Origin of the sequence: Amycolatopsis sp. NPDC047767 (assembly GCF_040704195.1) — a bacterium.
GTDB lineage: Bacteria > Actinomycetota > Actinomycetes > Mycobacteriales > Pseudonocardiaceae > Amycolatopsis.
In genome coordinates, this window is record NZ_JBEYSJ010000006.1 from 331,248 (window position 1) to 356,366 (window position 25,119).

At 70.6% G+C, this 25,119-nt stretch carries 25 protein-coding genes and 1 pseudogene; 15 read left to right on the forward strand and 11 right to left on the reverse strand.

The genetic code is table 11. The annotated features are described in order from the left end of the window. Positions 1 to 116 precede the first annotated feature (116 nt). Positions 117 to 362: a hypothetical protein gene (locus AB0878_RS14470; protein ID WP_364050513.1), complete on the forward strand. Its 246-nt coding sequence runs from the start codon at positions 117 to 119 to the stop codon at positions 360 to 362. An 86-nt stretch (positions 363 to 448) separates the two neighbouring features. On the opposite strand, the gene AB0878_RS14475 is transcribed toward AB0878_RS14470, so the two are convergent. Next, a complete protein-coding gene (locus AB0878_RS14475; protein WP_285972559.1) occupies positions 449 to 1,225 on the reverse strand; it encodes an isoprenyl transferase in 777 nt (258 codons plus the stop codon). 87 nt (positions 1,226 to 1,312) lie between these two features. Here AB0878_RS14475 and AB0878_RS14480 point away from each other — a divergent pair, with 87 nt between their 5' ends. Then, entirely contained in the window at positions 1,313 to 1,996 is a 684-nt protein-coding gene (locus AB0878_RS14480; protein WP_366579876.1) for a hemolysin III family protein, read from the forward strand. A gap of 27 nt (positions 1,997 to 2,023) precedes the next feature. Here AB0878_RS14480 and AB0878_RS14485 read toward each other — a convergent pair whose 3' ends face one another. From AB0878_RS14485 to AB0878_RS14495, 3 genes are all read right to left on the reverse strand, one after another. Beyond that, positions 2,024 to 2,755 carry a hypothetical protein gene (locus AB0878_RS14485; RefSeq protein WP_366579878.1) on the reverse strand — a complete coding sequence of 244 codons (732 nt, stop codon included), beginning with the start codon at positions 2,753 to 2,755 and terminating at the stop codon, positions 2,024 to 2,026. 95 nt (positions 2,756 to 2,850) lie between these two features. After that, entirely contained in the window at positions 2,851 to 2,991 is a 141-nt protein-coding gene (locus AB0878_RS14490) for a hypothetical protein (protein WP_366579880.1), read from the reverse strand. Positions 2,992 to 3,094: 103 nt separating this feature from the next. Further along, entirely contained in the window at positions 3,095 to 3,988 is an 894-nt protein-coding gene (locus AB0878_RS14495; RefSeq protein ID WP_366579882.1) for an MBL fold metallo-hydrolase, read from the reverse strand. Positions 3,989 to 4,078: 90 nt separating this feature from the next. Between AB0878_RS14495 and AB0878_RS14500 the strand changes: the two genes are divergently transcribed. Next, positions 4,079 to 4,954: an AraC family transcriptional regulator gene (locus tag AB0878_RS14500; RefSeq protein WP_366579884.1), complete on the forward strand. Its 876-nt coding sequence runs from the start codon at positions 4,079 to 4,081 to the stop codon at positions 4,952 to 4,954. Here AB0878_RS14500 and AB0878_RS14505 read toward each other — a convergent pair. Further along, positions 4,938 to 6,833 (reverse strand): acyl-CoA dehydrogenase, encoded by a 1,896-nt coding sequence (locus tag AB0878_RS14505; RefSeq protein WP_366579886.1) that lies wholly within the window; start codon positions 6,831 to 6,833, stop codon positions 4,938 to 4,940. The genes AB0878_RS14500 and AB0878_RS14505 overlap by 17 nt on opposite strands. A 127-nt stretch (positions 6,834 to 6,960) precedes the next feature. Between AB0878_RS14505 and AB0878_RS14510 the strand changes: the two genes are divergently transcribed. Next, positions 6,961 to 7,455, forward strand: a complete 495-nt coding sequence (locus AB0878_RS14510) for a hypothetical protein (protein ID WP_366579888.1) — start codon at positions 6,961 to 6,963, stop codon at positions 7,453 to 7,455. Between the two features lie 357 nt (positions 7,456 to 7,812). Here the strand turns inward: AB0878_RS14510 and AB0878_RS14515 are convergent, their stop codons facing one another. From AB0878_RS14515 to mca, 4 genes are all read right to left on the reverse strand, one after another. After that, complete coding sequence (locus AB0878_RS14515) at positions 7,813 to 8,370, reverse strand: hypothetical protein (protein WP_366579890.1); 558 nt, start codon at positions 8,368 to 8,370, stop codon at positions 7,813 to 7,815. 99 nt (positions 8,371 to 8,469) lie between these two features. Further along, on the reverse strand, positions 8,470 to 10,461 hold the full coding sequence (locus AB0878_RS14520) for a thioredoxin domain-containing protein (RefSeq protein ID WP_366579892.1): 1,992 nt from the start codon (positions 10,459 to 10,461) through the stop codon (positions 8,470 to 8,472). Between the two features lie 69 nt (positions 10,462 to 10,530). Beyond that, positions 10,531 to 10,872, reverse strand: a complete 342-nt coding sequence (locus AB0878_RS14525) for a hypothetical protein (RefSeq protein WP_366579894.1) — start codon at positions 10,870 to 10,872, stop codon at positions 10,531 to 10,533. Further along, on the reverse strand, positions 10,869 to 11,729 hold the full coding sequence (gene mca / locus AB0878_RS14530; protein ID WP_366579896.1) for a mycothiol conjugate amidase Mca: 861 nt from the start codon (positions 11,727 to 11,729) through the stop codon (positions 10,869 to 10,871). Before mca ends, AB0878_RS14525 begins: the two co-directional genes overlap by 4 nt. 212 nt (positions 11,730 to 11,941) lie before the next feature. Between mca and AB0878_RS14535 the strand changes: the two genes are divergently transcribed. From AB0878_RS14535 to AB0878_RS14545, 3 genes are all read left to right on the forward strand, one after another. Beyond that, positions 11,942 to 12,397: a DUF4307 domain-containing protein gene (locus AB0878_RS14535; RefSeq protein ID WP_366579897.1), complete on the forward strand. Its 456-nt coding sequence runs from the start codon at positions 11,942 to 11,944 to the stop codon at positions 12,395 to 12,397. Positions 12,398 to 12,595: 198 nt separating this feature from the next. Beyond that, on the forward strand, positions 12,596 to 13,093 hold the full coding sequence (gene greA, locus AB0878_RS14540) for a transcription elongation factor GreA (protein ID WP_360594206.1): 498 nt from the start codon (positions 12,596 to 12,598) through the stop codon (positions 13,091 to 13,093). 82 nt (positions 13,094 to 13,175) lie between these two features. Continuing rightward, positions 13,176 to 13,988: an MBL fold metallo-hydrolase gene (locus AB0878_RS14545; protein ID WP_366579899.1), complete on the forward strand. Its 813-nt coding sequence runs from the start codon at positions 13,176 to 13,178 to the stop codon at positions 13,986 to 13,988. Here the strand turns inward: AB0878_RS14545 and AB0878_RS14550 are convergent. After that, positions 13,985 to 14,449: an Lrp/AsnC family transcriptional regulator gene (locus AB0878_RS14550; protein WP_366579900.1), complete on the reverse strand. Its 465-nt coding sequence runs from the start codon at positions 14,447 to 14,449 to the stop codon at positions 13,985 to 13,987. The genes AB0878_RS14545 and AB0878_RS14550 overlap by 4 nt on opposite strands. Positions 14,450 to 14,568: 119 nt before the next feature. Here AB0878_RS14550 and hppD point away from each other — a divergent pair, with 119 nt between their 5' ends. The 7 genes and pseudogenes from hppD to AB0878_RS14585 all read left to right on the forward strand — a co-directional run. Continuing rightward, complete coding sequence (gene hppD / locus AB0878_RS14555; RefSeq protein WP_366579902.1) at positions 14,569 to 15,768, forward strand: 4-hydroxyphenylpyruvate dioxygenase; 1,200 nt, start codon at positions 14,569 to 14,571, stop codon at positions 15,766 to 15,768. Positions 15,769 to 16,067: 299 nt separating this feature from the next. After that, positions 16,068 to 16,613, forward strand: coding sequence for a YbaB/EbfC family nucleoid-associated protein (locus AB0878_RS14560; RefSeq protein ID WP_366579904.1), 546 nt, complete (start codon positions 16,068 to 16,070; stop codon positions 16,611 to 16,613). A 38-nt stretch (positions 16,614 to 16,651) separates the two neighbouring features. Next, the gene (locus AB0878_RS14565) at positions 16,652 to 16,966 is read left to right on the forward strand and encodes a type VII secretion target (protein WP_366579906.1); all 315 of its coding nucleotides are present in this window, start codon (positions 16,652 to 16,654) and stop codon (positions 16,964 to 16,966) included. Continuing rightward, positions 16,966 to 20,895 (forward strand): hypothetical protein, encoded by a 3,930-nt coding sequence (locus AB0878_RS14570; protein WP_366579908.1) that lies wholly within the window; start codon positions 16,966 to 16,968, stop codon positions 20,893 to 20,895. The genes AB0878_RS14565 and AB0878_RS14570 overlap by 1 nt, the downstream gene beginning before the upstream one ends. After that, entirely contained in the window at positions 20,873 to 21,310 is a 438-nt protein-coding gene (locus tag AB0878_RS14575; protein WP_366579910.1) for a hypothetical protein, read from the forward strand. The genes AB0878_RS14570 and AB0878_RS14575 overlap by 23 nt, the downstream gene beginning before the upstream one ends. A gap of 63 nt (positions 21,311 to 21,373) precedes the next feature. Continuing rightward, positions 21,374 to 21,820, forward strand: a complete 447-nt coding sequence (locus AB0878_RS14580) for a hypothetical protein (protein WP_285972541.1) — start codon at positions 21,374 to 21,376, stop codon at positions 21,818 to 21,820. An 872-nt stretch (positions 21,821 to 22,692) separates the two neighbouring features. After that, positions 22,693 to 23,070, forward strand: a pseudogene (locus tag AB0878_RS14585) (ferredoxin); the annotation flags it as partial. 6 nt (positions 23,071 to 23,076) lie between these two features. Here AB0878_RS14585 and ilvA read toward each other — a convergent pair. Then, positions 23,077 to 24,282, reverse strand: a complete 1,206-nt coding sequence (ilvA, locus tag AB0878_RS14590; RefSeq protein WP_366579912.1) for a threonine ammonia-lyase — start codon at positions 24,280 to 24,282, stop codon at positions 23,077 to 23,079. A gap of 96 nt (positions 24,283 to 24,378) precedes the next feature. On the opposite strand from ilvA, the gene AB0878_RS14595 reads away from it, so the two are divergent. Continuing rightward, positions 24,379 to 24,678: a hypothetical protein gene (locus tag AB0878_RS14595; RefSeq protein WP_366579914.1), complete on the forward strand. Its 300-nt coding sequence runs from the start codon at positions 24,379 to 24,381 to the stop codon at positions 24,676 to 24,678. Positions 24,679 to 25,119: the final 441 nt, after the last annotated feature.

Sequence of the window (25,119 nt, forward strand, 5' to 3'; positions counted from 1 at the left end):
TGGGCGTACGCGGCATTCATTTCGGGCCCGGCGAGGGTAATTTTCTCACTGCGGGACACACCACCGGAAACTTCGGTGCCCCGGATCCCAGATATCTCTACCTAGGAGTGTGCGAAGTGCTGAAGAAGGCTGGAATCGTCGCCGGTGCCGCTGCGGGCCTGATGATGATCGGCGGCACGGCGTTCGCCTCGCCGGCAGACCACGGCTACACCCCGGACCCGACGTTCGGCGACGCCTACGCGACCTTCATCGAGGGTGGCGGGGCCCTGGGCTTCGGTGCCGCCTCGCTGGTCGCCGGTGCCTACACGGGCATCGCCACCACCCCGGCGCTGGTCCTCCACTCGCTGGAGCACCACGGCTGATAGCCGACCTCGGCTACGGAAGAGCCCCCGGAGTTCCGACTCCGGGGGCTCTTCCGCTGTGCCCGGGTTTTCTCCGACCGGGCGCCTCAGGTTCCGAAGCGGCGGTGCCGCCAGGCGTAGTCACGAAGCGCGCGAAGGAAGTCGACGCGCCGGAATGCGGGCCAGTAGGCCTCCGTGAACCAGAATTCCGAATGCGCCGACTGCCAGAGCAGGAATCCGGAAAGCCGCTGCTCTCCTGACGTTCGGATAATAAGGTCGGGATCCGGTTGGCCGGACGTGTACAGGTGTTCCGAGATGTGGTCCACGTCGAGGATTTTCGCCAGCTCGCGGATCGACGTGCCCTCGTCGGCGTGCTGCAGCAGCAGCTTGCGCACGGCATCGGCGATTTCCTGTCGCCCGCCGTAACCGACCGCGATGTTGACCTCCATGCCGGTGCGGTCCTCGGTGCGGGCCGCGGCGGCGGTGAGCTTCTTCGCGACGTCCAGCGGCAGCAGGTCCAGCGCCCCCATGATCCGCAGCCGCCACGGCACGGCGGGACCCGCGAGTTCGTCGGTGACGTCGGTGATGATCTTCAGCAGCGGCTCGAGCTCGTCGGGGTCGCGGTTGAGGTTGTCGGTCGAGAGCAGCCACATGGTGACGACCTCGACGTCGGCCTCGCGGCACCAGCTGAGGAAGTCGGCGATCTTCTTGGCACCCGCGCGGTGCCCGTCGGCCACGTCGGTGAACCCGGCTTCGCGCGCCCACCTGCGGTTTCCGTCGAGCATGATCGCGATGTGCCGAGGATGGCGGCCCCGCGCCTGCTGGATCAGGCGGCGGCCGTAGACGCTGTAGACGACGTCGGACAGGAAGGACCGGAGGCTCACGTCGGCTGAGCGTACGCACCCCCGCGTCACACGTGTGACGCGCCACGGGGGGTGGCGAAAAACCTACGCTCCCGTAGCGTGGGGTCGGTGAGCGTGACGACCGAACCCCCACCGTCCGGCCCTGCGCCAGTGGACACCCGCCCGCGCCTGCGCGGCCACATCCACTTCTGGTCCTTCTTCGGCGCGGTCGCGGGCACCGCCGTCCTGGTCAGCCTCGCCGCGTCGACCGTCTCACCCCTGGCCGCGCTGGCGACGTCCGTCTACGGCCTGACCGTCCTCGGCGTCTTCGGCGTGAGCGCTCTCTACCACCGCCGCCTGTGGAGCCCGCGCGCGTACAAGTGGATGAAGCGCGCCGACCACTCCATGATCTTCCTGTTCATCGCCGGCACCTACACCCCGTTCACCCTGCTGGCCATGTCGAAGCCCACGGGCTACATCATCCTGGCCATCGTCTGGGGCGGCGCCATCCTGGGCGTCGCGATGAAGATGCTGTGGCCGCACGCCCCCCGCTGGCTCGGCGTGCCGATCTACATCGCCCTGGGCTGGGTCGCCGTCTTCGTCATGCCGGAACTCGCCCACCACGCCGGCGTCGCCGCCCTGGTCCTCATCTGCGTGGGCGGCCTGTTCTACACCCTGGGCGCGGTGTTCTACGCGGTGAAGTGGCCCAACCACTGGCCGGAGACCTTCGGGTACCACGAGTACTTCCACGCGTGCACGGTGCTGGCGGCGGTGTCGCATTACATCGCGATTTGGCTGGCGTTGTACGCGTAGCTGCGGTGCTTCGAGGGGTCGATCCTCTCACTCCTCGATCCGGGTTCTCCGGCCCGGATCGAGGAGCATGCTGCCGATGTTCGTCCACTCGAGTCGGTCGCGCCATGCCTTGTCACGGGTGCACCAGCCCCACAGGGCAGCGACAACCTGGGGGCGATTTCTGGCGTATGCCTGGAAGTGCTCCTGCGGGCCACCAGCCCGGTACTCGATCTGATAGTCACCCTGCGGGCGCCGCATCGACTGGATGTAGTGCGCGTCGGGTGCCGCGGTTCGTTCGATGATCAGGAACTGACCCGCGGTTCGCAGGTAACCGACGTCGTTGCGGATCAGGTCTTCAGTGAGGTTGTACTTGGTGAAGCCGTTCGACCACCGCATGATCGCGTCGGACACGACGAGGCCCTCGGGTTCGGAGCTCGGCAAGGCAGCGACTGCCACGGATGGCCGAGCGAGTTGCGCGGAGGGCTCCTCCCAGTAGTCCCGAGCGTCGTCTCCGACCCCGTGATCCCGCGGGAGCGCCAACCACCCAGCCTCGAAGGACGGCCGTCGTTCCCGATGCTCCGGGGGAACGACGCCCACGTTTCCGGTCAGCTTCCGGCGGCCACGAATGAGGTCCCGCGGCTTGCCCTCGCGCACGTAGACCGAGGCCAGCGCCAGGGCTTTCGCCGGCATCATGCCGCCGCCCGATGGAGTACCGCGGCCGCGCAACTCCAGCCAGCACCCCACCGAGCCGATCCGGAGGAGCTCGTCCGTGCAGGTCAAGGCCCAGTGCGCGGTTTCGACCTCGCCGCACTGAACCAGGTAGCCGGCGATGCTCGAATCGCCGGCGTCGATTTGGCTCGTGCTCTACGCCTGGCTCACCGCAGCAACAAGAGCACCGCCGCTCCCACGGTCCCCCGGCTGATCAAAACCAGTAGTGCGTAACGGAACGTCGTCGCCCAGCCGGCTTTGGCGGCGGTGAGCAGGGTGGCGTGGCTGGTCCCCCGGGTGGCTGTCAAGGCCAGGACCTCCAGTGATGGGGATGGAATCCCCCCAGGCAGCGGCAGAACCGGCGCCTGGCCGAAGGGTAGCGGGCGGCCCGGGGTCGCCGCGCGGGGCCGATCAGGTGGCGTCGCGCCAGGTGTGGATGGAGAGGCCGGAGCCGGAGCGGCGGAGCTCGACGGCCGAGGCGTCGGCGAAGTGGGCCGGGACGACCAGTTCACCCAGGTCGGCGGCGCGGGTCAGGACCCGGGTGCGTGTGGTGGCGGCCTGAACGGGGTCTTCGCAGAAGCAGCTGCTGTGCGCGGGCGCCAGGATCTGCACTGGGCTGTGCAGCAGATCCCCCACGAACACCGCGCGATCCGAGCCGGAAGTCAAGCGCAGCAAGGAAGATCCGGGCGTGTGGCCGGGCGCGGACTCAAGGATCAGGTTGCCGTCGATGCGGTACGAGTCCTCCCACAGCACGGCACGATCGAGGACCGGCGTGATGCTGTCGGCGTAGACCAGCAGGCTGCCCTGCAAGCGAAGCGGGTCGACGGAGCGGCGGTGGGCGTTGCGCGGATCGAACCACTCCTGGTCGGCGCGCGGGATGAGGTACGTGGCGTTCGGGAAGGTCGGGACCCAGCCGTCGCCGTCGGCGCGGGTGTTCCAGCCGACGTGGTCGTAGTGGATGTGGGTGTTGACCACGACGTCGACGTCGCCCGGTTGCACGCCGGCGGCGGCCAGGCGTGCCAGGAAGTCCGTGTCGAGGTGGTCGAACAGCGGGATTTGCGGCCGAGTGCGCCCGTTGCCGACCCCGGTGTCCACGAGGATCACCTTGCCCTCGCTGCGCAGCACCCACGTCTGCACGGCGGCGTGGTACGCGTCGGCCTCCGGGTGCCAGTGCCGCGGCGCGAGCCACTCCTCGTTGTCGCGCCAGAGTTCGGCCGGGGTGTCCGGCAGAACGGCGGACACGGGCGCGATGTCGCCCGACCACTCGACGACCTTGGTCACTTCGACTTCACCGAGCTGAATCATGCTCTCGACGTTAAGCCGCACCGATGAGCATTCCAATGCTTCAAATCTGCGAATCGATGCGCAAAAGTCTCATCGCCTTACACTGGGCGCATGGATGTGCTCAGCGACGCGATCGCCGTGATGCGCACCGGCGAGCCGTCGTCCAACCGGCTGCGCGTCGGCGGCGAGTGGTGCTACCGGTTCGCGCCGTACGCGGGCGCCGGGTTCCACGTGGTCCTGCGGGGCACCGGCTGGCTGCTCACCGAAGACGAACCCGTGCAGCTCAGCCCCGGCGACGCCGTGCTCCTGCCCCGCGGCGCCACCCACGTCCTGTCGGCTACGCCCGACGGCCGGCGCGCGGTCCCGTTCGAAACCGCCGTCGACGATCCGGCGGGCGGCACGGATCTCCTCTGCGGCAAGTACCGCTTCGACCACTCGCGAGCGCACTTCCTCGTCGACGGTCTGCCCGACGTCGTGCACCTGCCGGCCCGCGTCGGCGAGCACACCGAGCTGCGCACGGCCATCACGCTGCTCGGCGGTGAGATGCACGGCAGCCGGCCCGGTCGCGACGCCGCCGTCGCCGGGCTGCTGGACCTGCTGCTCGTCTACCTCGTACGTGCGTGGTTCGCCGACCACCCGCAAGCCGGCTGGCCGAAAGCGTTGCAGGACCCCGAAATCGCCGCGGCCCTGCAGGCGTTGCACGCGGACCCGGCGCGCGCGTGGCGGCTCGAGGACCTGCCCGCCGAGGTCGGCCTGTCCCGTGCGACGCTCGCCCGCCGCTTCACCGCCCTCACCGGCCGCGCACCGATGGCCTACCTCGCGTGGTGGCGCATGGCCACCGCGGCGCGCCTCCTGCGCGACGGCGACCGCGCGCTGCCCGCCATCGCGCGGCAGGTCGGCTACGGCTCGCCGTACGCGTTTTCCCACGCCTTCAAACGACATTTCGGCGTGGCCCCGGGCCAGTACCGGCTCAGTCCCGCAGCATAGGCGCGGCCAGGAACTGCGCCGGGATCGCGAAGGCGTCCACCAAAGTCCGAGCGTGCGGGCGCAGCTCGGCACACAACTCGTTCACCGCGGCAGTCACCGCCTTCGACCGCGACGAAGTCAGGCGTCCGTGCTCCAGGAACCACGCCCGGTCCTCCTCGATGGCCGACAGGGCGTACAGATCGCACACCCGCGACAGCAAAGCCGCGGCCTCCGGATCGGCGCACGCGTCGACCGCGCGGGCGAACGCCGACAGCACAAGGTGATCCACGTGCACCCGGCCGGCGCGCAGCACGTGGTCCTGCGCGGCGTTGAAGACGCCGAACGGGTCGTCGGCGGCCTTGCGCAGGCGGTTGGCGACGCCGTCGAGCACGTGTTCCTCGCGGTCCTCGAAGAGGCGCAGTTGCCATTCGCGGTCGAAGAGCACCTCGGCGTCGTCGGATTCCGTCAGGCGTTCGACGAACTTTCGGGCGGAGGTGCGTTCCAACACCGCGCCCACGAGTTGTTCGGCGACGAAGCGCGCGGTCGCAAGTGGACTGAGGTCTTCGAAGTGCTCTTTGTATTGCGTGAGAAGGCCTTTGGCCACGAGCTGGAGCAGAACCGTGTTGTCGCCCTCGAAGGTCGTGAAGACGTCGGTGTCGGCTTTGAGGCCGGCCAGCAGGTTTTCCGACAGGTAACCGGCGCCGCCGCAGGCTTCGCGGGCGGCCTGGATCGTGGCGGTGGCGTGCCAGGTGTTGGCGGCTTTCAGGCCGGCCGCGCGGGATTCCAGCTCGCGTTGTTCCTCTTCGGGCGCGTCGGGCGCGATGTCGTTCAGCTTCGCGACGAGCTCTTCTTGCGCGAAGTGCAGCGCGTACGTCTTCGCGAGCGCAGGCAGGAGCTTGCGCTGGTGGCCGAGGTAGTCGAGGATCACGACCTCGTCGCCGTCGGGACGCTTGAACTGCCGGCGCTGCTCGCCGTAGCGGATCGCCAGCGTCAGCGCGCGTTTCGTGGCGCTGCCGGCACTTCCGCCGACGCTCACGCGGCCGCGGATGAGCGTGCCGAGCATCGTGAAGAAGCGGCGGCCGTCGCTTTCGATGGGGCTGGAGTAGATGCCGTCCTCGGCGACGTCGCCGAAGCGGTTCAGCAGCGCTTCGCGCGGGATGCGGACGTGGTCGAAGGCCAGGCGGCCGTTGTCGACGCCGTTGAGGCCCGCCTTGCGGCCACAGTCCTCGATCGTGACGCCGGGCATGGGCTCGCCGGAGTCGTCGCGGATAGGCACGAAAAACGCGTGCACGCCACGGGATTCGCCGCCCGTCACGAGCTGCGCGAAGACGACGGCGGCGTGGCCGTCGCGGGCCGCGTTGCCGATGTATTCCTTGGTGGCGCCCGGATCCGGGCTGTGGACCACGAACTCCTGCGCCGCCGGGTCGTACGTCGCGGTGGTGTGCAGGTGCTGCACGTCGGAGCCGTGGCCGTGCTCGGTCATCGCGAAGCAGCCGAGCAGGTCGAGGTCCATGATGCGCCGCAGGTACTTCTCGTGGTGGCGCTGGGTTCCGAGGAGCTGGACGGCGCCGCCGAACAGCCCCCACTGCACGCCGGCCTTGACCATCAGCGACAGGTCACCGAGGCCGAGCATCTCGAACGACACCACGGAACCACCGATGTCGCTCTGCCCGCCGTACGCGCGGTCGAACCCGAGCGCGGGCCGGTCCGTGGCGGCGAGTTTGCGCAGCTGGTCGAGCACCTGCGCGCGGTGCGCCTCGATGTCCAGGTCGACGAGATCGCGGAACTCCTCGGCCGACATCTGCGCACGCACACCGCCGCGCAGCTCGGCCCAGCGGCCGTCGAGGACGGCGGTGAGCGCGTCCGGATCCACCTTCGCGGGAACGGCAGGGATGTCCACGGCTCCTCCTCGGTGAGACTGGGCTACTCACTGGTAAGCCTGCTCCCGCCGCCGCGTCGTCGCAGGTCGAGGTGACGAAGACGACTCGATCGTTTGGTGGCTGTCCCGGCGGGGAAAGCCCGCGGCGATGAGTTCGCAAGTCACCGCCACGTGGGTCTCGGCGATCGGCAGTGCCGGCTCACTGCTCGGGTTCGCGTCGTACGTGTGGATCATGCTGCTCAACCGCAAGGACCAGCCCGAGATCCGGCAGCAGGAACAGGCCCACTCCGTGTCCGCCTGGCTCGACGAGGGCGGCCGCCACGACCGCGCCGAGGACTACGTCGTGTGCGTCCACAACGGCGGCGACGCCCCCGCGTTCGACTGCACCGTCACCGTCCGCCGCCCCGACGAGAACACCCCGCACCAACTGCAGCTCGCCATCGTCCCGCCCGGCGCCACCGCCGTGCGCGGCCTGCCCTTCGGCCACGCCCAGCTCCCGGCCGACGACCTGTACTCCACCGCCGCCGTCCCGGGCCTGCAGTTCACCGACTCCCACGGCGGGCACTGGGGCCGCGACTCCGACGGCCTGCTGACGCGGACGGACCGCCGGACTCTGCGGGGACGGTGGCGTTCCCGGGTCTGACCGGCACACTCGGGCGACGGAACGGCCGTGCGGCAACGGAGGGTGGCCAGCTCGCTTGCGGCGGGGACTTTCGCGCCAGACGAGAGTGGCCGGGCGACGGAACCCCACCACAACCGCGCACGCAGCCATCGACAACCGGCCCCTGCGTGCGGGGAACTCTCGCGCCGCAACGAGAACCCGGGCCCGGAGCGTCCCCCGCGAACACCAGCGCGGGAGGGCGACCGAGACTGGCCGGCTCGCCCGCGGCGGGGACTTTCGCGCCGGTCCGGCCACGCCACTACCCGCGCCCGTCAGCCGCCCCATACGCGAAAGGGACCCTCGCACCGAAGCGCGAGGGTCCCCGTCGGTACCCGGCTGTCAGCTCAGGTCCGGGCCTTTCGAGCGCAGGTCGTCGACCTTGGTCATCGCGTCGCGGAGCTCGGCGAGCCAGGTGTCGGCGTGTTCGCCGACGAGCCGGACGGCCCAGGCCAGGGCCTCGGAGCGCGAGCGGGCGACGCCGGCCGCGACGAGGGTGTCGAGGACCAGGCGTTCGGGCTGGCGCAGCCGTGTCATCACGGGCGCGGACAACGTCGTGAACAGCACCTTCGTGCCGCCGAGCTTGGCGCCCCACGCGACCTTGCGCTGGTAGCGGTGCTCGGCCTGCCGGGCGATCTCGATGCGCTCGTCGCGCGTGTCTTCGCGGAACCGGCTGATGCGGCCGTCCTCGGCGGCCGCGCGGGCCGCGTCGTCGGCGTATTCGCCGGTCAGCGCGGGCAGCTCGCCCACGATGATGATCTCCTCGCGGTCGACGGTGACCTCCGGGTCGCCCGTGAACCAGCCGTCCGGGAGGCGGCCGCCGAGCCAGGCGGCCGCGTCTTCGGCCGACGGCACCTCGGCCTGCTGCCAGCCGCCGCGGCCCTTCCAACCTCGTCCCATGTGTTCCACCACCTCGAAGTGCGCGATTACATGATTACCTCGCTACTGAAGCTACGCCGAATACACGTCGGGCAGGGCAGTGTTCACCAGGGGCGGAACTCAGAGCTGCGCGAGCAGGTCCTCCGCCGAGGTCACCGGGCGATCGCAGACGTAGCCGCGGCAGACGTACGCCGCCGCGGCGCCGTCGACCAGCGGGCGGTCCGCCAGCAGCGGCACGCCGGGTGCGTCCGGAGCGCCACCCAGCACCACACCGCCGCCGTGGATCTGTCGCGCGGCCGCCGCGACCAACGCCGCCCGGTCCTCCCCGACGACGGCCACCTGCACCGGCCCCGACTGCGCCGCTTCAGCCACCGAAAGCCAGTGCCCGGCGAACCGCGGCGCCCGGCCGATCAGCAGGCCGGCACGCTGCAACGCCGCATCGGCCGCGTCGCGATACCGCGCGGCCTGCTCGTACCCGCCCAGCGCGGAAGCCGTCAGCAACGCTCCCGCCAACGCCGATGCTCCCGAAGGGCTCGCGTTGTCCGTGGGGTCGGAAGGGCGCTGCACCAACGTTTCCGCGTCGTCCGCGGTGTCGTGGTACGCGCCAACGACGTCCGAAGCGAAGTGCGTCAACGCCAGGTCCAGCAGCCGCGAAGCCTCCTCCAGCCACCGCGGCTCGCCTGTCGCCTGGTGCAGGGCGAGCAGCCCGTCGGCCAGGCACGCGTAGTCCTCGAGGACGCCCGCCGGCACGCCCACCACACCGTCGCGCGAGCTGCGCCGCAGCCGGCCGTCCACGAGATGCGTGGACAGCAGCAGCGAAGCCGCTCCGCGCGCCAGCTCGATCCACTGTGGACGCTCCAGCGCGACACCCGCCTCGGCGAGCGCGGTGATGGCGAGACCGTTCCACGCGGCCACCACCTTGTCGTCCCGCGCCGGCTGCGGCCGCGAAGCCCGCGCGGCCAGCAACGCCTGCCGGACGCGCTCGAACCGGTCAGTGGACTCCGGATCACCCGGCAGCTGCAGGGTCGACGACCCCTTCTCGAACGTTCCGGACTCCGTCACCGAAAACACCGAAGCCGCCCACACGCCGTCCTCGTCCCCGAGCACCTCGCGCAGCTCGGGCGGCGTCCAGACATAAGTGAGACCCTCGACGCCTTCGGTGTCCGCGTCGAGCGAAGCCGCGAAGCCGCCCTCCGCGGTCAGCAGATCGGCCTCCAGGAACCGGACGATCCCCTCGGCGACACCCAGAGCGAACGAAGACCCCCGGCGCGCCAAATGGGCGTAAACCCGGAGCAGCAAAGCGTTGTCGTACAACATCTTCTCGAAGTGCGGAACGATCCACTCGGCGTCCACGGAGTACCGCGCGAAGCCGCCGGCGAGCTGGTCGTGGATGCCACCGCGGGCCATGGCCTCCGCGGTCGACGAAGCGAGCGACAGCGCTTCGGACGAGCCCGTGCGCTCGTGGTGGCGCAGCAGGAACTCCAGCACCATCGACGGCGGGAACTTCGGCGCGCCGCCGAACCCACCGTGGACGGGGTCCACCTCGGCCGCGAGCTTCTCCACGGCGCCGGCCAGCACGCCGGCGTCCACCGCCGAGGCCTGCAACGGCCCGCTCTGCTCGGTGAGGTGCCCGATCAGCCGCTGCGCGCCCTCGCGCAGGTCTTCGGGCCGCTCCGTCCACGCCTCCGAGACGGCCACGAGCAGCTGCCCGAACGACGGGATGCCCGGCCGCGGCGTCGGCGGGTAGTAGGTACCGCAGTGGAACGGCTCACCCTCGGGCGTGAGGAAACAGGTCATCGGCCAGCCGCCCTGGCCGGTCATGGCCTGGGTGGCGGCCATGTAGACCGCGTCGATGTCCGGCCGCTCCTCGCGGTCGACCTTGATGTTCACGAAGTGCGCGTTCATCAGCGCCGCGGTGCCCTCGTCCTCGAAGGACTCGTGGGCCATCACGTGACACCAGTGACACGCCGCGTAGCCGACCGACAGCAGGATCGGCACGTTGCGCTCACGCGCCTCGGCCAGCGCTTCGGGCCCCCATTCGCGCCAGTCGACGGGGTTTCCCGCGTGCTGCAGGAGGTACGGGCTGGTCGCGTCCGCCAGTCGGTTCGCCATGCCACCAGGGTGGCACGGCGCTCGCCGGGCCTCGTCAGGCCCGTCGGCGAACCCGCCCGGCGGGCAGGGTCAGTCGGACTTGGCCCGCGCCGGGTCCGCCGGCTCGGCGACCTTCGCCTCGACCTGCTCGCCCGCGTCGTCCGAAGGCTTTTCGCCCGAAGTGTCGGAACCCTCGGAGGACGCCTCCTCCTTGTCGAAGCTCGCCGGCACCTTCTTCAGGTGCTTGCTCATCGACCGGATGAGGAACGCGACCGCGATCAGGAACAGGATCAGCACCAGCAGGCCGACGGGCGAGGACTTGCCGAAGTCCTCACCCTGGCCGCCGTTGTCACCGCTGTCGGGCTGCTGGGCCAGGAACAGGGCCGACGCCGTCAGCGGGGCGACCGCGACGGCCGGCACACCGAAACTCATGGACTCACCTTCTCCTTGATGCCGGCGAACAGATCATCCTCCGGCAGCGTGCTGTCCACCAGGGAGCGGTTCAGCTCGTACTCCTCGGTCGGCCACGTCTCGCGCTGGATCTCGAGCGGGACCGCGAACCAGCGGCTGGTCGGGTCGATCTGCGTGGCGTGCGCCTTCAGCGCCTCGTCGCGCACCTCGAAGTATTCACCGCACTCGATCCGGGTGGTCACCCGCTCCATGATGTCGGCCCGGTCGGGGTCCCAGGACTTGAGCCACTCCTCGTACGGCGAGGGCAGGCCGGCCGCCTTGAGCGCCGTGTCGAACGCGATCATCCGGGCCTTGGAGAAGCCGTGCACGTAGTACAGCTTGAGCGGCTGCCACGGGTCGCCGGCGTCCGGGAACCGGTTCGGGTCGCCCGCCGCGTCGAAGGCCGCCATCGACACCTCGTGGGTGCGGATGTGGTCCGGGTGCGGGTACCCGCCGTTCTCGTCGTAGGTGATCAGCACGTGGGGCTGGAACTCCCGCACCACGCGCACCAGCGCCTCGGCGGACTCCTCCAGCGGCACCACGGCGAACGAGCCCTCCGGCACCGGCGGCAGCGGGTCGCCCTCGGGCAGTCCCGAGTCGACGAAGCCGAGCCAGCGGTGCTTCACCCCCAGGATCTTCGCCGCCCGCGCCATCTCGTCGCGCCGGATCTCGGCCATGTTGGCCAGCACCTCGGGCCGGTCCATGGCGGGGTTGAGGATGCTGCCCGCCTCACCGCCCGTGCACGTCACGACCATGACCTCGTGGCCCTCGGCGACGTACTTCGCCATCGTGGCGGCGCCCTTGCTGGACTCGTCGTCCGGGTGCGCGTGCACCGCCATGAGACGCAGGTTTGAGGCGCGGTCGCTCGTCATCAGCTCGTCAGCTCGCACCATGTTCCGAACGACCCTTTCGTGTCCCGTTATTCCGTCGTACCCTGCCCCGGCTCCACGCCACCGGAACGGCTCGCGGATACTCGACGACAGGTGGTGCCCCCAGGCGGGCTCCCCCCATTGTCCCCGCGGGTACGACAAGAACGACCGGAGGCCCGGACTTGCAGACCGGAGAGACCGCAACCGCCGAGGGAGACGCCCGTCCGGCGCCGCCCGCGGACCGGTACGGGTCGGCGGGCAAGACGGGGTCGAAACGCTGGAAGCGCTGGGTTTTCACCGCGATCGCGGTGGTCGCGGGCTTCGCCGTGGCGTGGATCGCCTACGTCAACCTCGGCCAGACGTCGATCGACGCAGAGCGCGTGGCGTTCGAACCCCGCCCGGGCAACGCGATGCAGATCACCATCAACGTGACGCGTGACGACCCCGACAAAGCCGGGGTGTGCGTCGTGCGGGTGCAGGACAGGTCCGGCTCCGAGAGCGGCCGGAAAGAGGTGCTGGTTCCCGCCGGGGCCGGCCACAGCCGGGTGAGCACGGTGGTGAAGAGCATCGGGGAACCGGTGACAGCCGACGTGTACGGCTGCTCGTACTCCATACCACGTTACATGTCAACCCCATAGCGGCCAACGGGGTGAAATGCGCGGCGAGTGCCCGCGCGCCGTGGAATGGACCGGCGTCGCTGCACCCTGCCGTGATAAGCTGACACACCAGCACGGCCCGAGGCGGGCCGTGTTTTTCCTTTATCCCAGCCGTGCGGGCGCAGTGAGCCCGTGCGGAGGCCGGCTTGAACACCCAAGCCTGGCAGGCCCGACGAGGAGATGGTGACCGTGAGCGACAAGGTGACCTGGCTGACCCAGGATGCCTACGACAGGCTCAAGCACGAGCTCGACGAAATGATCGAGAATCGTCCGGTCATCGCTGCGCGCATCAACGACAGCCGCGAAGAGGGAGACCTCAAGGAAAACGGCGGTTACCACGCGGCGCGCGAGGAGCAGGGCCAGGCCGAGGCGCGCATCCGCCACCTGCAGGAACTGCTGCGTTCGGCGAAGGTCGGCGAGGCTCCCGAGGACGACGGCACCGCCGGTCCCGGCAAGGTCCTCACCGTGAAGTACGCGGGCGACGACGACGAGGAGAAGTTCCTCCTCGCCACCCGCGAAGAGGGCGCCGAGGGCGCGCTCGACGTGTACTCCCCGGAGTCGCCGCTGGGCAAGGCCCTGCTCGGCGCCAAGGAAGGCGAGTCGCGCGAGTACGAGCTGCCCAACGGCCGTACCCAGCAGGTGACGCTGGTCAAGGCCGTGCCCTACAGCGAGGCCTGACCCACCGCGGTCTCCGCGTACCCGGCTCGCGAGAGCCGGGTACGCGACTAGCGTGGCCCCTGAACACCACTGGGAGGCCACGATGAGCACCGAACCGATGTGCCGCGCTTGCGGAATGCAATACCCGGGACCCCGCGACGACTGCCCGATCTGCGAGGACGAACGCCAGTACGTCCCGCTCACCGGCCAGGCCTGGACCGACCTCGCGACGCTGCGGTCGAGCGGCGAGTACCGCCCGCGCGTCGAAGAGCAGGGACCGGGCGTGATCGGCATCGGTTCCGAGCCCGGTTTCGCGATCGGGCAACGCGCACTGCTCGTGCAGGCCGCCTCCGGCAACTTCCTCTGGGACTGCGCGGCGTACCTCGACGACGCGCTGGTGCAGCAGGTCACCGAACTCGGCGGCATCACCGGCATCGCGATCAGCCACCCGCACTACTACACGACGATGGTCGAGTGGGCCCACGCGTTCGACGCGCCGATCTACCTGCACGAAGGCGACCAGGAGTGGATCGGCCGCCCCGACCCGTCGATCCGGCTCTGGTCCGGCACCACCCTCGACGTGGCCGACGACCTGCGGCTGATCAACCTCGGCGTGCACTTCACCGGCGGCACGGTGCTCCACTGGCCGGCGGGTGAAGACGGCCGCGGGGCCCTGCTGGCGGGCGACATCGTCCAGGTCATCCCCGACCGCACCCACGTCGGTTTCATGTACAGCTACCCGAACCTGATCCCGGAACGGCCGAGCGTGGTGCGCCGCGCGGCCGAACTGCTGGAGCCGTACGCGTTCGACGCGATCTACGGCGCGTGGTGGGACCGGATCGTGCGCAGTGACGGGCACGAGGTCGTGCAGCGTTCGGCGAAGCGGTACCTCGCGCACGCGCTCGACGCGTTCTAACCGCGCGCGGTGCGTTCCAGCAGCGGGCGCACGCGCGGCGGCACCGGCGTGGACAGGGCGATCGAGGTGGACGTGCGCAGCACCCCGTCCACGCCGACCACCTCGTCGATCACGCGTTGCAGGTCGTCGTTGTCGCGCGCCACCAGCCGGACGAACAGGTCGCCCTGCCCGGTGGTGGCGTGCACCTCGCACACCTCCTCGATGGCGGCGAGCGCCTCGGCCACGCCTGCGCGCCGGCCCTGTGCGATCTCCAGCACGGCGAACGCGGTGAGCCCGTAGCCCATCGCGGCGAGGTCCAGCTCGGGCGGGAAGCCGCCGAGGATGCCGCGTTCGGTGAGCCGGTCCAGGCGTGCCTGCACGGTGCCGCGCGCGACGCCGAGGCGGCGCGCGCACTCCAGCACCCCCAGCCGGGGCGAGTCGGTGAGCAGCAGCAACAGCCGGGCGTCGAGCGAGTCGAGCACGGTTCCTCCCTGCGCAGGTTGTCCACGTTGACCGCAGCTTACGGGTTTTCGCTGAGCACATTGTCCAGTGAATTCGGTGACCGTTGCTCAACTTGCCGTGGCGGACCCATGCTTTCGGCATGACCCACACCATGGATCCGCAGGGCGCACTCGACGACGTCAGCTTCGACCAGCTCCGTCAGCTCGTGGGGCTCGTCGAGCACGACGCCACCAACGACCCGTTCCCGGTCAAGGCTCTCGACGCGGTGGTTTTCGTCGCCGGCAACGCGACGCAGACCGCGTGGTTCTACCAGGTCGCGTTCGGCATGCAGCTCGTCGCTTACTCCGGGCCGGAGACGGGCCGCTTCGACCGCAAGGCGTTCGTGCTCAAGTCGGGCTCGGCGCGGTTCGTCATCACCGGCGGCGTGCGGCCGGACTCGCCGCTGCTCGACCACCACCGCCGCCACGGCGACGGCGTGAGCGACCTCGCGCTGGAGACGACCGACGTCGACAAGTGCGTGGCGCACGCCCGAGCACAGGGCGCGACGATCCTCGATGAGCCGCACGACGTCTCCGACGAGCACGGCACGGTGCGGATGGCCGCGATCGCGACGTACGGCGAAACCCGCCACTCGCTGATCGACCGGTCGCGCTACGACGGCGTGTACCTGCCCGGATTCGAGGCGCGCGAGAGCACGGTGACGCGGCCGGAAGGCGCGCCGAAACGCCTGTTCCAAGCCGTGGACCACTGCGTGGGCAACGTCGAGCTCGGCAAGATGGACTACTGGGTCGACTGGTACCACCGCGTGATGGGCTTCGTGAACATGGCGGAGTTCGTCGGCGACGACATCGCAACGGACTATTCCGCGTTGATGAGCAAGGTCGTGTCCAACGGCAACCACCGCGTGAAGTTCCCGCTGAACGAACCCGCCGTGGCGAAGAAGAAGTCGCAGATCGACGAGTACCTCGAGTTCTACGAGGGCGCCGGCTGCCAGCACATCGCCTTGGCCACCAACGACATCATCGCCACGATCACCGCGATGCGGGCCGCGGGCGTCGAGTTCCTCGACACGCCGGACTCCTACTACGAGGACCCGGAGCTGCGCGCGCGCATCGGCGAGGTGCGGGTGTCGATCGAAACGTTGCAGGAGCACAAGGTTCTGGTCGACCGAGACGAGGACGGGTACCTGCTGCAGATCTTCACGAAGCCGATCGGCGACCGGCCGACGGTGTTCTACGAGCTCATCGAGCGGCACGGTTCGCTGGGCTTCGGGAAGGGGAACTTCAAGGCGCTGTTCGAGGCGATCGAGCGGGAGCAGGAGCGGCGAGGCAATCTCTGACGCCATCGGACACAGCCGAGGCAATCTCGGACGCCTTGCGGCGCCACAGGAAACCCCTGATCGGCGTGGTTGTCAAGGATTGAGTGGTACGAGCGGCCCGTTCGCGACGAAAAGTCGCGAGCGGGCCGCTTGCCACGTTTTGTGTCGGTGCGGGCACGTACAGTCGATTCAGGTGCCGGCGAGACCGGTTGACCCGGATGGCAAACTGGGCCGATCGGATCAATTCGGACGGCACCGGAACCTGGGGCGGGCCGGATCCGTCACTGTGGGGAAGTCGGCTCGAGAGGAATGGGGGCCCGATGTCGGACGGCGTCGACGCCAGCCAGCGCATGGTGGACGGCTGGACGCGGCAGCTGCAGGAGACGGCTGCGCGCTACCAGGCGATGGCCGACCGCATGCAGGGCCAGACCGTGACCGAGCGAGCGAAGGACGGCACGGTCGAGGTGACCGTGGATGCCAAGGGGCTGCTGAAGAACCTCGTGATCTCCGAGTCCGCCAGCGGCAAGCGGATGGCGGAGGTGTCGGCGCAGGTGATGCAGCTCGTGCAGAAGGCGCAGGCGCGGATTCCCGAGCTGCTGCAACAGGTTGCGAGCGAGACGCTGGGCAGTGACGCCACCGGGGACAAGCTCGTGGAGGACGCGAAGAGCACGTTCCCCGCGCCGCCGCCGGAAGAGCCACCTCCGCCGCCCGCGCCCGTGCACCGGTTCGGGCCCGAGGACAACGACCCGCCTCCCCCGCCACCGGCCGCACTGCCTCGGCAGCAGACGCCGCAACCGCCACCGCGTCGTCGCCGGGCCGAGACGTCCGACGACGATGATGACTTCGGCGGTTCGATCCTTTCTTGATTCCGGTTTCGCACAGCCATCCTGGGGGATGAAACACCATGGCACCTAAGGGATACGAGGTCGGCAGCGACCTCGAGGCGCACGCGCGCCAGCTCGACGGGATCAGCGACGGGCTGCGCCAGGCCGTCGACGCCGCGAACCAGGTCAGCATGCCCACCGACGCGTACGGCATCCTCTGCCAGCCGTTCCGGGCGATGCTCGACCCGGTGGAGGAGTTCGGCATCAACGCGTTGCAGAACACCGTCACGGCGATGGACGCGCAGGCGCAGAAGGTCCGCAACGCCGCGCAGGCGTACGAGACCTACGAAACCGGCACGACCGACGCCATCGCGTCCACGAAGGTGCCCGACTGATGGCCGACGGCAACCCGCTCGTCGCGCAGGCGAAGCAGGACGGAGACGGTCCCGGGCCGCTCACGGCGGGCAACGGCGACTACGGCTACGCCACGGGCATCGGCGTCGCCGAGTCGGCGATGGACGCGTTCAACGGCATCAAGGACGGCGACTGGGTCTCGGGTGGCCTCGGGGTGCTCAGTCTCGCGGGCGAGATCGCGGGCGCGGCGATCGACCCGTTCGGCTACCTGATGTCGTCGGTGGCGTCGTTCCTCATGGAGCACGTGCAGCCGCTGAAGGACATGCTCGACTCGGTGGCGGGCAACCCGCCCGTGATCCAGTCCTATGCGGACACCTGGGGCAACGTCGCGAAAGCGTTGCAGGACCGGCAGGCCGACTACGCCAACGCGGTGAAGACCGGCACCGCGGAGTGGACCGGCGACGCGGCCGACGCGTACCGCAAGGGCGCGGCGGAGTGCGCGGAGGCGCTCGGCGGGGCCGCGACCGTGGCGAGTGCGATCGGCACCGTCACGATGATCATGGGCCAGGTCGTGTCGTTCGTGCGGGAGACCGTGCGGCAGCTGATCGCCGATCTGGTGGGCAAGCTGATCTCGTGGGTCATGGAGGAGGTCTTCTCCCTCGGCTTCGGCACGCCGCTGGTGGTCGCGCAGGCCGTCACGGCGATCTCCAAGTGGGGCGAGAAGATCAGCGGGCTGCTCACCAAGCTGTGCGACACGATGCGCCGGGTGTCGCCGTTGCTCGGCAAGCTGGCCGACGTCTTCACGAAGATCATCAAGATCCTGGGCAAGCTGGCCGGCAAGGTCACGGGCCTCGACGTGATCAGCACGAAGAACATCAAGGCCGGCGGGTTCGCCCACCACACGGGCGGTGGCGGCGCCGGCGGTGGTTCGCACCACAGCGGCTCCGACGGGGACTCGCCCGGCGGGGAGGGTTCGGACAGCCCGGATGGCTCGCATTCCGGGGACTCGGAGGCCGACAGTTCCCACTCCGGTGATCCGGACTCCGGCGATTCGCGGTCCGGTGACTCCGATTCCGCGAGCTCGCACTCCGGCGACTCGGACGCCGACGGCTCGCACTCCGGTGACGGGGACTCCGCGTCGTCGAGCCCGGACGGCGGTCCCTCCACAAGGGACGGTTCTTCCGGTGATTCGTCGCGCCGGAGCACGGGCAACGGCACCCACGACGCCGGGGGTGACAACTCCGCGTCGACGTTCGGCGGCGATTCGCCCTCGTCCGGCGGCTCCGCGCCGCACAGCACCAGCGGCCCGTCCGGTGGCGGGTCGCCGAGCCACGCCGGTTCTTCGTCGAGCTCGCCGAGCCACGCGGGCAGCTCTTCGCCGTCCGGTGGCGGCAGTTCCGCGCCCTCGCACACGGGCGACGCGCCGAGTGCCCACACCGGTGACGCGCCCAGCTCGGCGCACGCGGGCAACTCGCCGTCCGGCGGCTCACCGTCGGGTGGCTCACCGTCGGGTGGCTCGACGCCGCACAGCAGCGGCGGGTCCGGCGGCGGCGCCCCGGCCCACTCCGGTGGTGGCTCTTCCGGGAGCAGCTCGCCGTCTTCGCACCAGAGCTCGGGCGACAGCTCGACCTCGGCCGCGGGCTACGCGCCGCCGAAGGTCGACGAGCCGGCGCCCAGCGCTCCCGCGCCGCGCACCGGCGATGGCGCCGGTCCGTCGGGCTCCACCGCGCCGAACCAACCTGTCGCGGGCGGCCTGCCGCCGCAGGGTGGTGCGCCGGCCGGTTCGCCGTCCGGTGGCGTCCCCGGTGGCACGCCGGCAGCCCGGCCTGGAAGCGGCGGTGGCTGGACCGGTACCCCGGGCAGCCCCGGCGCTCGTACTCCGGAACCCTCAGGTCCGCGCACCGGTCCCGATCGCGCGCCTTCGTCGCGGCGGCCCGGTGAGGGACCCGAGCCCTCCTCGCGGCGGCCCGACTCGGGTTCGCCGCGCCGCCCGAGTGAGCCGAACCCGCGCTCGCCCCAGAGCCCCGACGGGCCGCGCCGCCCGGGCGACCCGGCGGCGGGCGGGCCGCGGCGGCCGAGTGACACTCCGGAGCCCGCCGCGCGTGGTGGCTCGCCGACCGCGACCCGCCCGGAGGCTGACAGTCCACATCGGACTCCCGACGGCAAGCCCGGCGACCGGACCCCGCGCCACGGTGACCCCGACGATCGGGCTCCCCATCACAACGAGCCCGAGGACGGCGCTCCGCACCACGACACCGACGGTTCACCAGAGCACCACGACAACACCGATCATCACGACAACGCCGACCACCACGATCCGTCCGACCACCACGACACGCCCGACCACGACGGCGGGCCGCACCACCACGACGACGAACCCCTGACACCGGACGAGGTCAACCAGCACCACTCGGAAAGCACGCCGGCGGGCAGCTCGTACCACCGCGGCGACACGGACATGGGCGACCTCCCCCACCGCGTGCAGCCGGATCCGGACGGGCGCTACACCGTCGACGTGCACGTGACGTCCGACGGGCACGCGCGCATCGGCGACCGGCACTACACGCCGGAGGAGTTCGCCGACGTCCTGCGTCACAACGCGGACTACGACGGCCGCCCCATCCGCCTGATCGGCTGCGACGCCGGCTCCAACGACTTCGCCAACCGGCTCTCGCGCGAGCTCGACACCGACGTCATGGCGCCGACCAAACCGGCGTGGACCGACGCGAACGGCCGGGTCTTCTCGTCCGACTACGAAATCGGGCCGGACGGCCGGATGCGGCCGCGGATCCCACCGGACGGCGAGTGGTCCGTGCACCACCCGGACGGCACGTCGCACCACGCCGGCCAGGACGGCTTCGCGCCGGAGTCGCACCACCACGACCCGCACGACGTCGACGCCGACAGCGCCCACGCGCGGGGCGACGACGACGTCAACGGGGGCGTTCCGGAGGAGGAGTTCGACCTCCCGCCGGCGACCCGCACGTACAACCCGGACTCCCCGGAGTTCGACCGGCGGTTCGTGGACTGGGACCGGCCCGACGACTCCGAGTTCGCCGGCCCGCGCCACCGCGACGGCCACCCGGACGTCGACTCGCCGCGCGATCTCGACGACGTACCCGCTCGGACCAGCAACGCCGACCCGGACCCGGACGGCGTGCCGCAGACGCTGCACGACGAGCGTCCGCTGGCGGGCCACGCCGAGTACCGCGTGTCGTACGAAAACGGTGCCACCACGCGGTTCTACACCGACGCCGACGGCCACATCACGCACGTCGAGGCGACGCCCGGCACGTCGTCGCCCAACCACAACCCCGACCTGCGCTACCCGCTGATCCCGGGCGCGCAGTACCGCGTGCCGAACTTCCACGACGCGGACAAGTCGTGGACCTTCCACATCGGCGAGAACGGCAAGCCCGACGCGATGACGGGCGACCCGAGCTTCGACGGCCGCAACGACACCTACCGCGACACCAACTCCCAGAACCGGTCCGGCGGCGAGGGCAAGGAGGCGTTCGCCGACCACGCCGAATACGGCGACAAGTACGAGAAGGTGCGCTGGGCGGGCGGGCACCTCGCGGCCAACGAGATGGGCGGCCCGGGTGAGTACGTCAACATGCACCCGCAGATGGCGGCGTCCAACAGCGGCAACTACCGCGACGGCTGGATCCACGAGGCCTCGTGGCGCAACCAGGAGACGGAGCTCGGCAAGTTCGCGAACACCGAGGGCCAGGACATCCAGAACTACCAGGTCGGCATGCACGGCGACAGCAACGGCGTGCCGGAGAGCGTCACCATGCGCTGGCAGGAAGTGGTTTACAAGACCGACGTCAACGGGCACGTCGTGCTGGAGAACGGAAAACGCGTGGAGATCTCGCGCGTGACCAAGGAGCGCGAGTTCCCGAACAACCCCGCGGACATCAACTTCGGAAAGAACAGGCAGTACAGTGACCGATCCCGTTCCCGCTGAAATCGCTGCGGCACTGGCGAACGCGGCGCCGTCCGGGTGGGCGGAGATCGTGCTGATGGTGTCGGCGACCGTGGTGGCCAACGACTTCGCGCTGCAGGTCCGGATGCGCGACGGCTCCCCCGGCTCGATGGAGCTGCCCGCGCCCGTGAAGGCGGCGTTCCGCGCGCTGCGCGACGAAATGTACGAACCCGGCCGTGGCACATGGTTTTCCGCGAAGGTCGTGCTGCGCCCGGACTCGTCGCCTGAGTTCACCTACGACCTCGACGGCGACCCGAACTGGTGGCCGCCCTTGCACCCCAGCGCGTTCACGCGTGATCTGGAGGCGTACCCGCGCGACGACGAGCACGTGCCGGCGTGGCTGCGGAAGCTGCTCGACGAGGGCGGCGAGCAGGACCGCCTGCGGGCCCAGGAGTGACCACGGGCCCCGTGCCATGATGGGGCCGCCCGAAAAGTCCGAACGATCAGGAGGACATCACCGATGCCGTTCAAGTGGCCGGAGCTGGACCCGATCCAGCAGAACGAGCTGCTGGGTGAGATCACCACGGCCGTGGTCGAAGCCCTGCCGCCGGGCTGGCAGCAGGTGATGATCGACTACCGCATGGTCGGCCGCAATGTCGACGTGGCCGTCGGGGTGAAGGATCCCAGTGGCACGTTCCGCCCGTGGGATCCGCCGGTCGACGTGTGGAAGATGTTCCAGCGCCTGCGCGGAGGCATGTACACCGAGGGCGAGGGGACGTGGTTCTCCGCGCGCTTCGGCATCGAGCCGCCGAGCCGGTTCACGATCCAGTACAACTGGCGCAACGAGCCGGACTTCGACCCGTACCCGGCCGCGGAGCAGTTCGCGATCGAGCAGGAGCGGTTCCCCCGCACCGAGGAGTTCATGCCCGACTGGTTCCGCGAGCGGCTCGCCGCCGCCGGCAACTGACACCACCGCGGGGAGACGCCTTGAGCCAACCGCCGGTACCCCTGAGCCCGGCCCAGCAGCAGGACCTCGTCCAGCGGATCGGCCAGGCGTGCGCCTCGGCCGCGCCACCGGGGTGGCGGCAGCTGCGGGTCGAGTACCGGGCCGTGGGGCGCCACGTCGAGGCCGACGTCGTCACCACGGCCCCGGACGGGCGCGACTACCCGGCCCGCCCGCACCCGGAGGCCGTCCGCCTCCTCGCCGTCCTCCGCGGCGGCATGTACCGCCGCGGCCGCGGCACCTGGCTCAGCGCGACACTCGTGTTCACCCCTCAGCACCCACCTCGCCTCGACTTCCGCCCCGACGTCGAACCGTTGTGGCGCCGCCCACCCCCACAACTCGGCTTCCAGGACGAACTCCGCTTCTTCCCCCGCTCGGACGCCTTCATCCCACCCTGGCTGCGCACCCGCGCAGGCCTGCCACCCCTCCCGGCCCCGTGGACGCCCGACACACCCCCGCCCCCGTCCCCGCCCGACCGCGCACCGACTGCGTACACGGGCCCGGCTGGGGCACCACCGCCCGCCACGCCGCCCGTTCCCGCCGATGCACCTACCACACCACGCCAGGCAGCCGCGGCGGCCACTGGCGCGGACGCGGCTCCCTCACCTCCGCCGGAGAACAACGCTTCCGCGCCACTGCCAACGGACGGCGGCGAAGAGCCCGCGATTCGGCAAGAGGACTTGTCCGCGCCTGTACCGGCGACCGAGGACTCAGCCCCCTTACCCTCGGACACGGCCGTCCCCACTCCGGAAGCCGCTGCCGCTCCCGAGGAATCGGCCGGCCCCGTCGCGACGGTCGAGCCCGGCGTCGCCGATCCGCCGGCGACGACGGTGGCCGGGATGCGGACGCCGCGGGTTTACGACGGGCTCGACGACGCCGGGCGGCCCGTGGTCGAGCGGGAGGCGCTGGCCGAGGCGGAGCGAGAGCGGGTGCTGGCCTACCTCGAGTCCGCGCCGGCGGTGTTGGCGTCGCGGAGTTTCGACGTCGACGCGTTCGATCCGGGGCGCGTGGACGTGGTGCCGTTGACGTTCCGGACGGATGGCAGCTGGGTGTGGCCCGGCGCCGTCGCGTACTACCTGCGGGAGCACGCCGTGGCGCCGGACCCGGAGCTGCTGAGCCACATTCGCGGGCGGCGGTTCGAGGTGCCCGAGGTCGGGGAGTCGGCGCGGCAGCTGGCGCTGGCGGCGGTCACCGGGGAGCCGCCAGTCCACTGAGGACGGTCACGGCACGATGGTGAACCCGGCGTCGGCGAGGGCGGCCTCGACCTCCTTGCAGTGTTCGGGGCCGCGGGTTTCCAGGGCGAGCGCGACGTCGACCTCGCCGAGGGCGAGGCTGCCGGAGATGCGGGAGTGCTCGACGTCGAGGACGTTGGCGCCGAGGTTCTTCACGCACGTCAGCACGGAGACGAGCGAGCCGGGCCGGTCGGGCACGCGCAGGTGGAGCTTGAGGTAGCGGCCGCCGGCCGTCATGCCGTGCTGGATGATCTGCTGGAGCAGCACGGGGTCGACGTTGCCGCCCGACAGGATCGCCACCACGGGCGGCTCGAAGGCGCCCGGGTGCTGCATGAGCGCGGCGACCGTCGCGGCGCCGGCGGGCTCGACCACGAGCTTGCGCCGCTCGAGACACAGCAGCACGGCGCGGGACAGCGACTCCTCGCTGACCGTGACGACGTCGTCGACCAGCGAAGACACGTGCGCGTAGCTGACCGGGCCCGGCTCGCCGACCGCGATCCCGTCGGCCATCGTGTGCAGCTCGCGCAGGCGCACGGGCGAGCCGGCCGCCAGCGAAGGCGGGTACGCGGCGGCGTCCTCGGCCTGCACGCCGACCACGCGGATGTCGGGCCGCAGCCCCTTCACCGCCGCCGCGACGCCGCCGACAAGGCCGCCGCCGCCCGTCGCCACGAGCACCGTCTTCGCGCCGGGCACCTGCTCCAGGATCTCCAGGCCGACGGTGCCCTGCCCGGCGATCACGTCGACATGGTCGAACGGGTGGATGAACACCGCCCCCGTACGCTCGGAGAACGCGATGGCCTCCGCCAGCGTCTCTTCGAGGACGGCGCCGTGCAGGTGCACGTCGGCGCCGTAGCCGCGGGTGGCCGCGAGCTTCGGCAGGGGCGCGCGCAGCGGCATGAAGACCGTCGACGAGATCCCCAGCAGCGACGACGCCAGCGCCACACCCTGCGCGTGGTTGCCGGCGCTCGCCGCGACGACACCGCGGGCGCGTTCCTCCCGGGTGAGGCCGTGGATGCGGGTGTAGGCGCCGCGGATCTTGAACGAGCCGGTGCGCTGCAGGTTTTCGCACTTGAGGTAGACCGGGCCGCCGTGTAGGCGCCGCAGGTCACGGGCGTGTTCCATGGGGGTCACCCTGGTGATGCCCTCGAGGAGCTTGCGCGCCTCCTCGATCCGCTCGATGCTGACCAGTTCCATAGGTCGCGATGATGCCACCGACGGATGGCCGAGGTGCCACCGCCGCGGGACCGGTACTCTGATAACGGCAACCACACGTGATCAGGGAGTGCGACCATGGCCCGCGCGAAAAACGCCACGACCGCTCGTGGGACGCGCGCGACCCGTTCGGCCGGTGTCCTGCCCCTCGTGCTGGGCGTCGCCTCCGCCCTCGCCCTCACCGGCGCCGCCTACTTCACCGTCGACGCGGCCGGCTGCGGCGGCCACCCCCAGTACATCCGCCACGACAACCACGTCGAGCTCGTCGGCGGCTGCATCGACGGCTCCGAGCTCCCGGCCGCGCCCGCCGAGCAGCAGGAGGCGGTCCACCACTCGATGCACACGGCCGGTCCGCAGCCGAGCAGCTACCGGCCCTGACGGGTCTGGACCTCCCTTTGGAACCCCGCGGCCGCTGATCGGCGCGGGGTTCTTGCGTGCTGAGGTCCGCCTCCGTGGCACCGTCACGCCGGCCGCCCAGGGGCACGTGCCGTCCGAGGTACACCTGAGTTATCCACAGCAGATCCCGCCGGCCGCGAGTTGTCCACAAATTTCCTGATCGCCAATTTTGTGCCCGTGACCTCGGTAAACTGGAGCAGGGCAGTCCTCCCGAGGAGGGCGGGGGTGTGGCAACGCTGTTGTGGTGGTGAGGGCCGATTGCCGGGTGGGGTGAGTGACGGCCTGTGCCTCGGGTCATGCGGGGTATCCCGCTGAGGGTGTTGGTTCAGTCGGTGTGGCGGAGTGCGCTGGTGGCGAGGTGGCGCGGGGCGGCTCTGACGCTGGGTTTGGCGCGGGCGAGCGAGTGGGCTTCGGTGTAGGTGA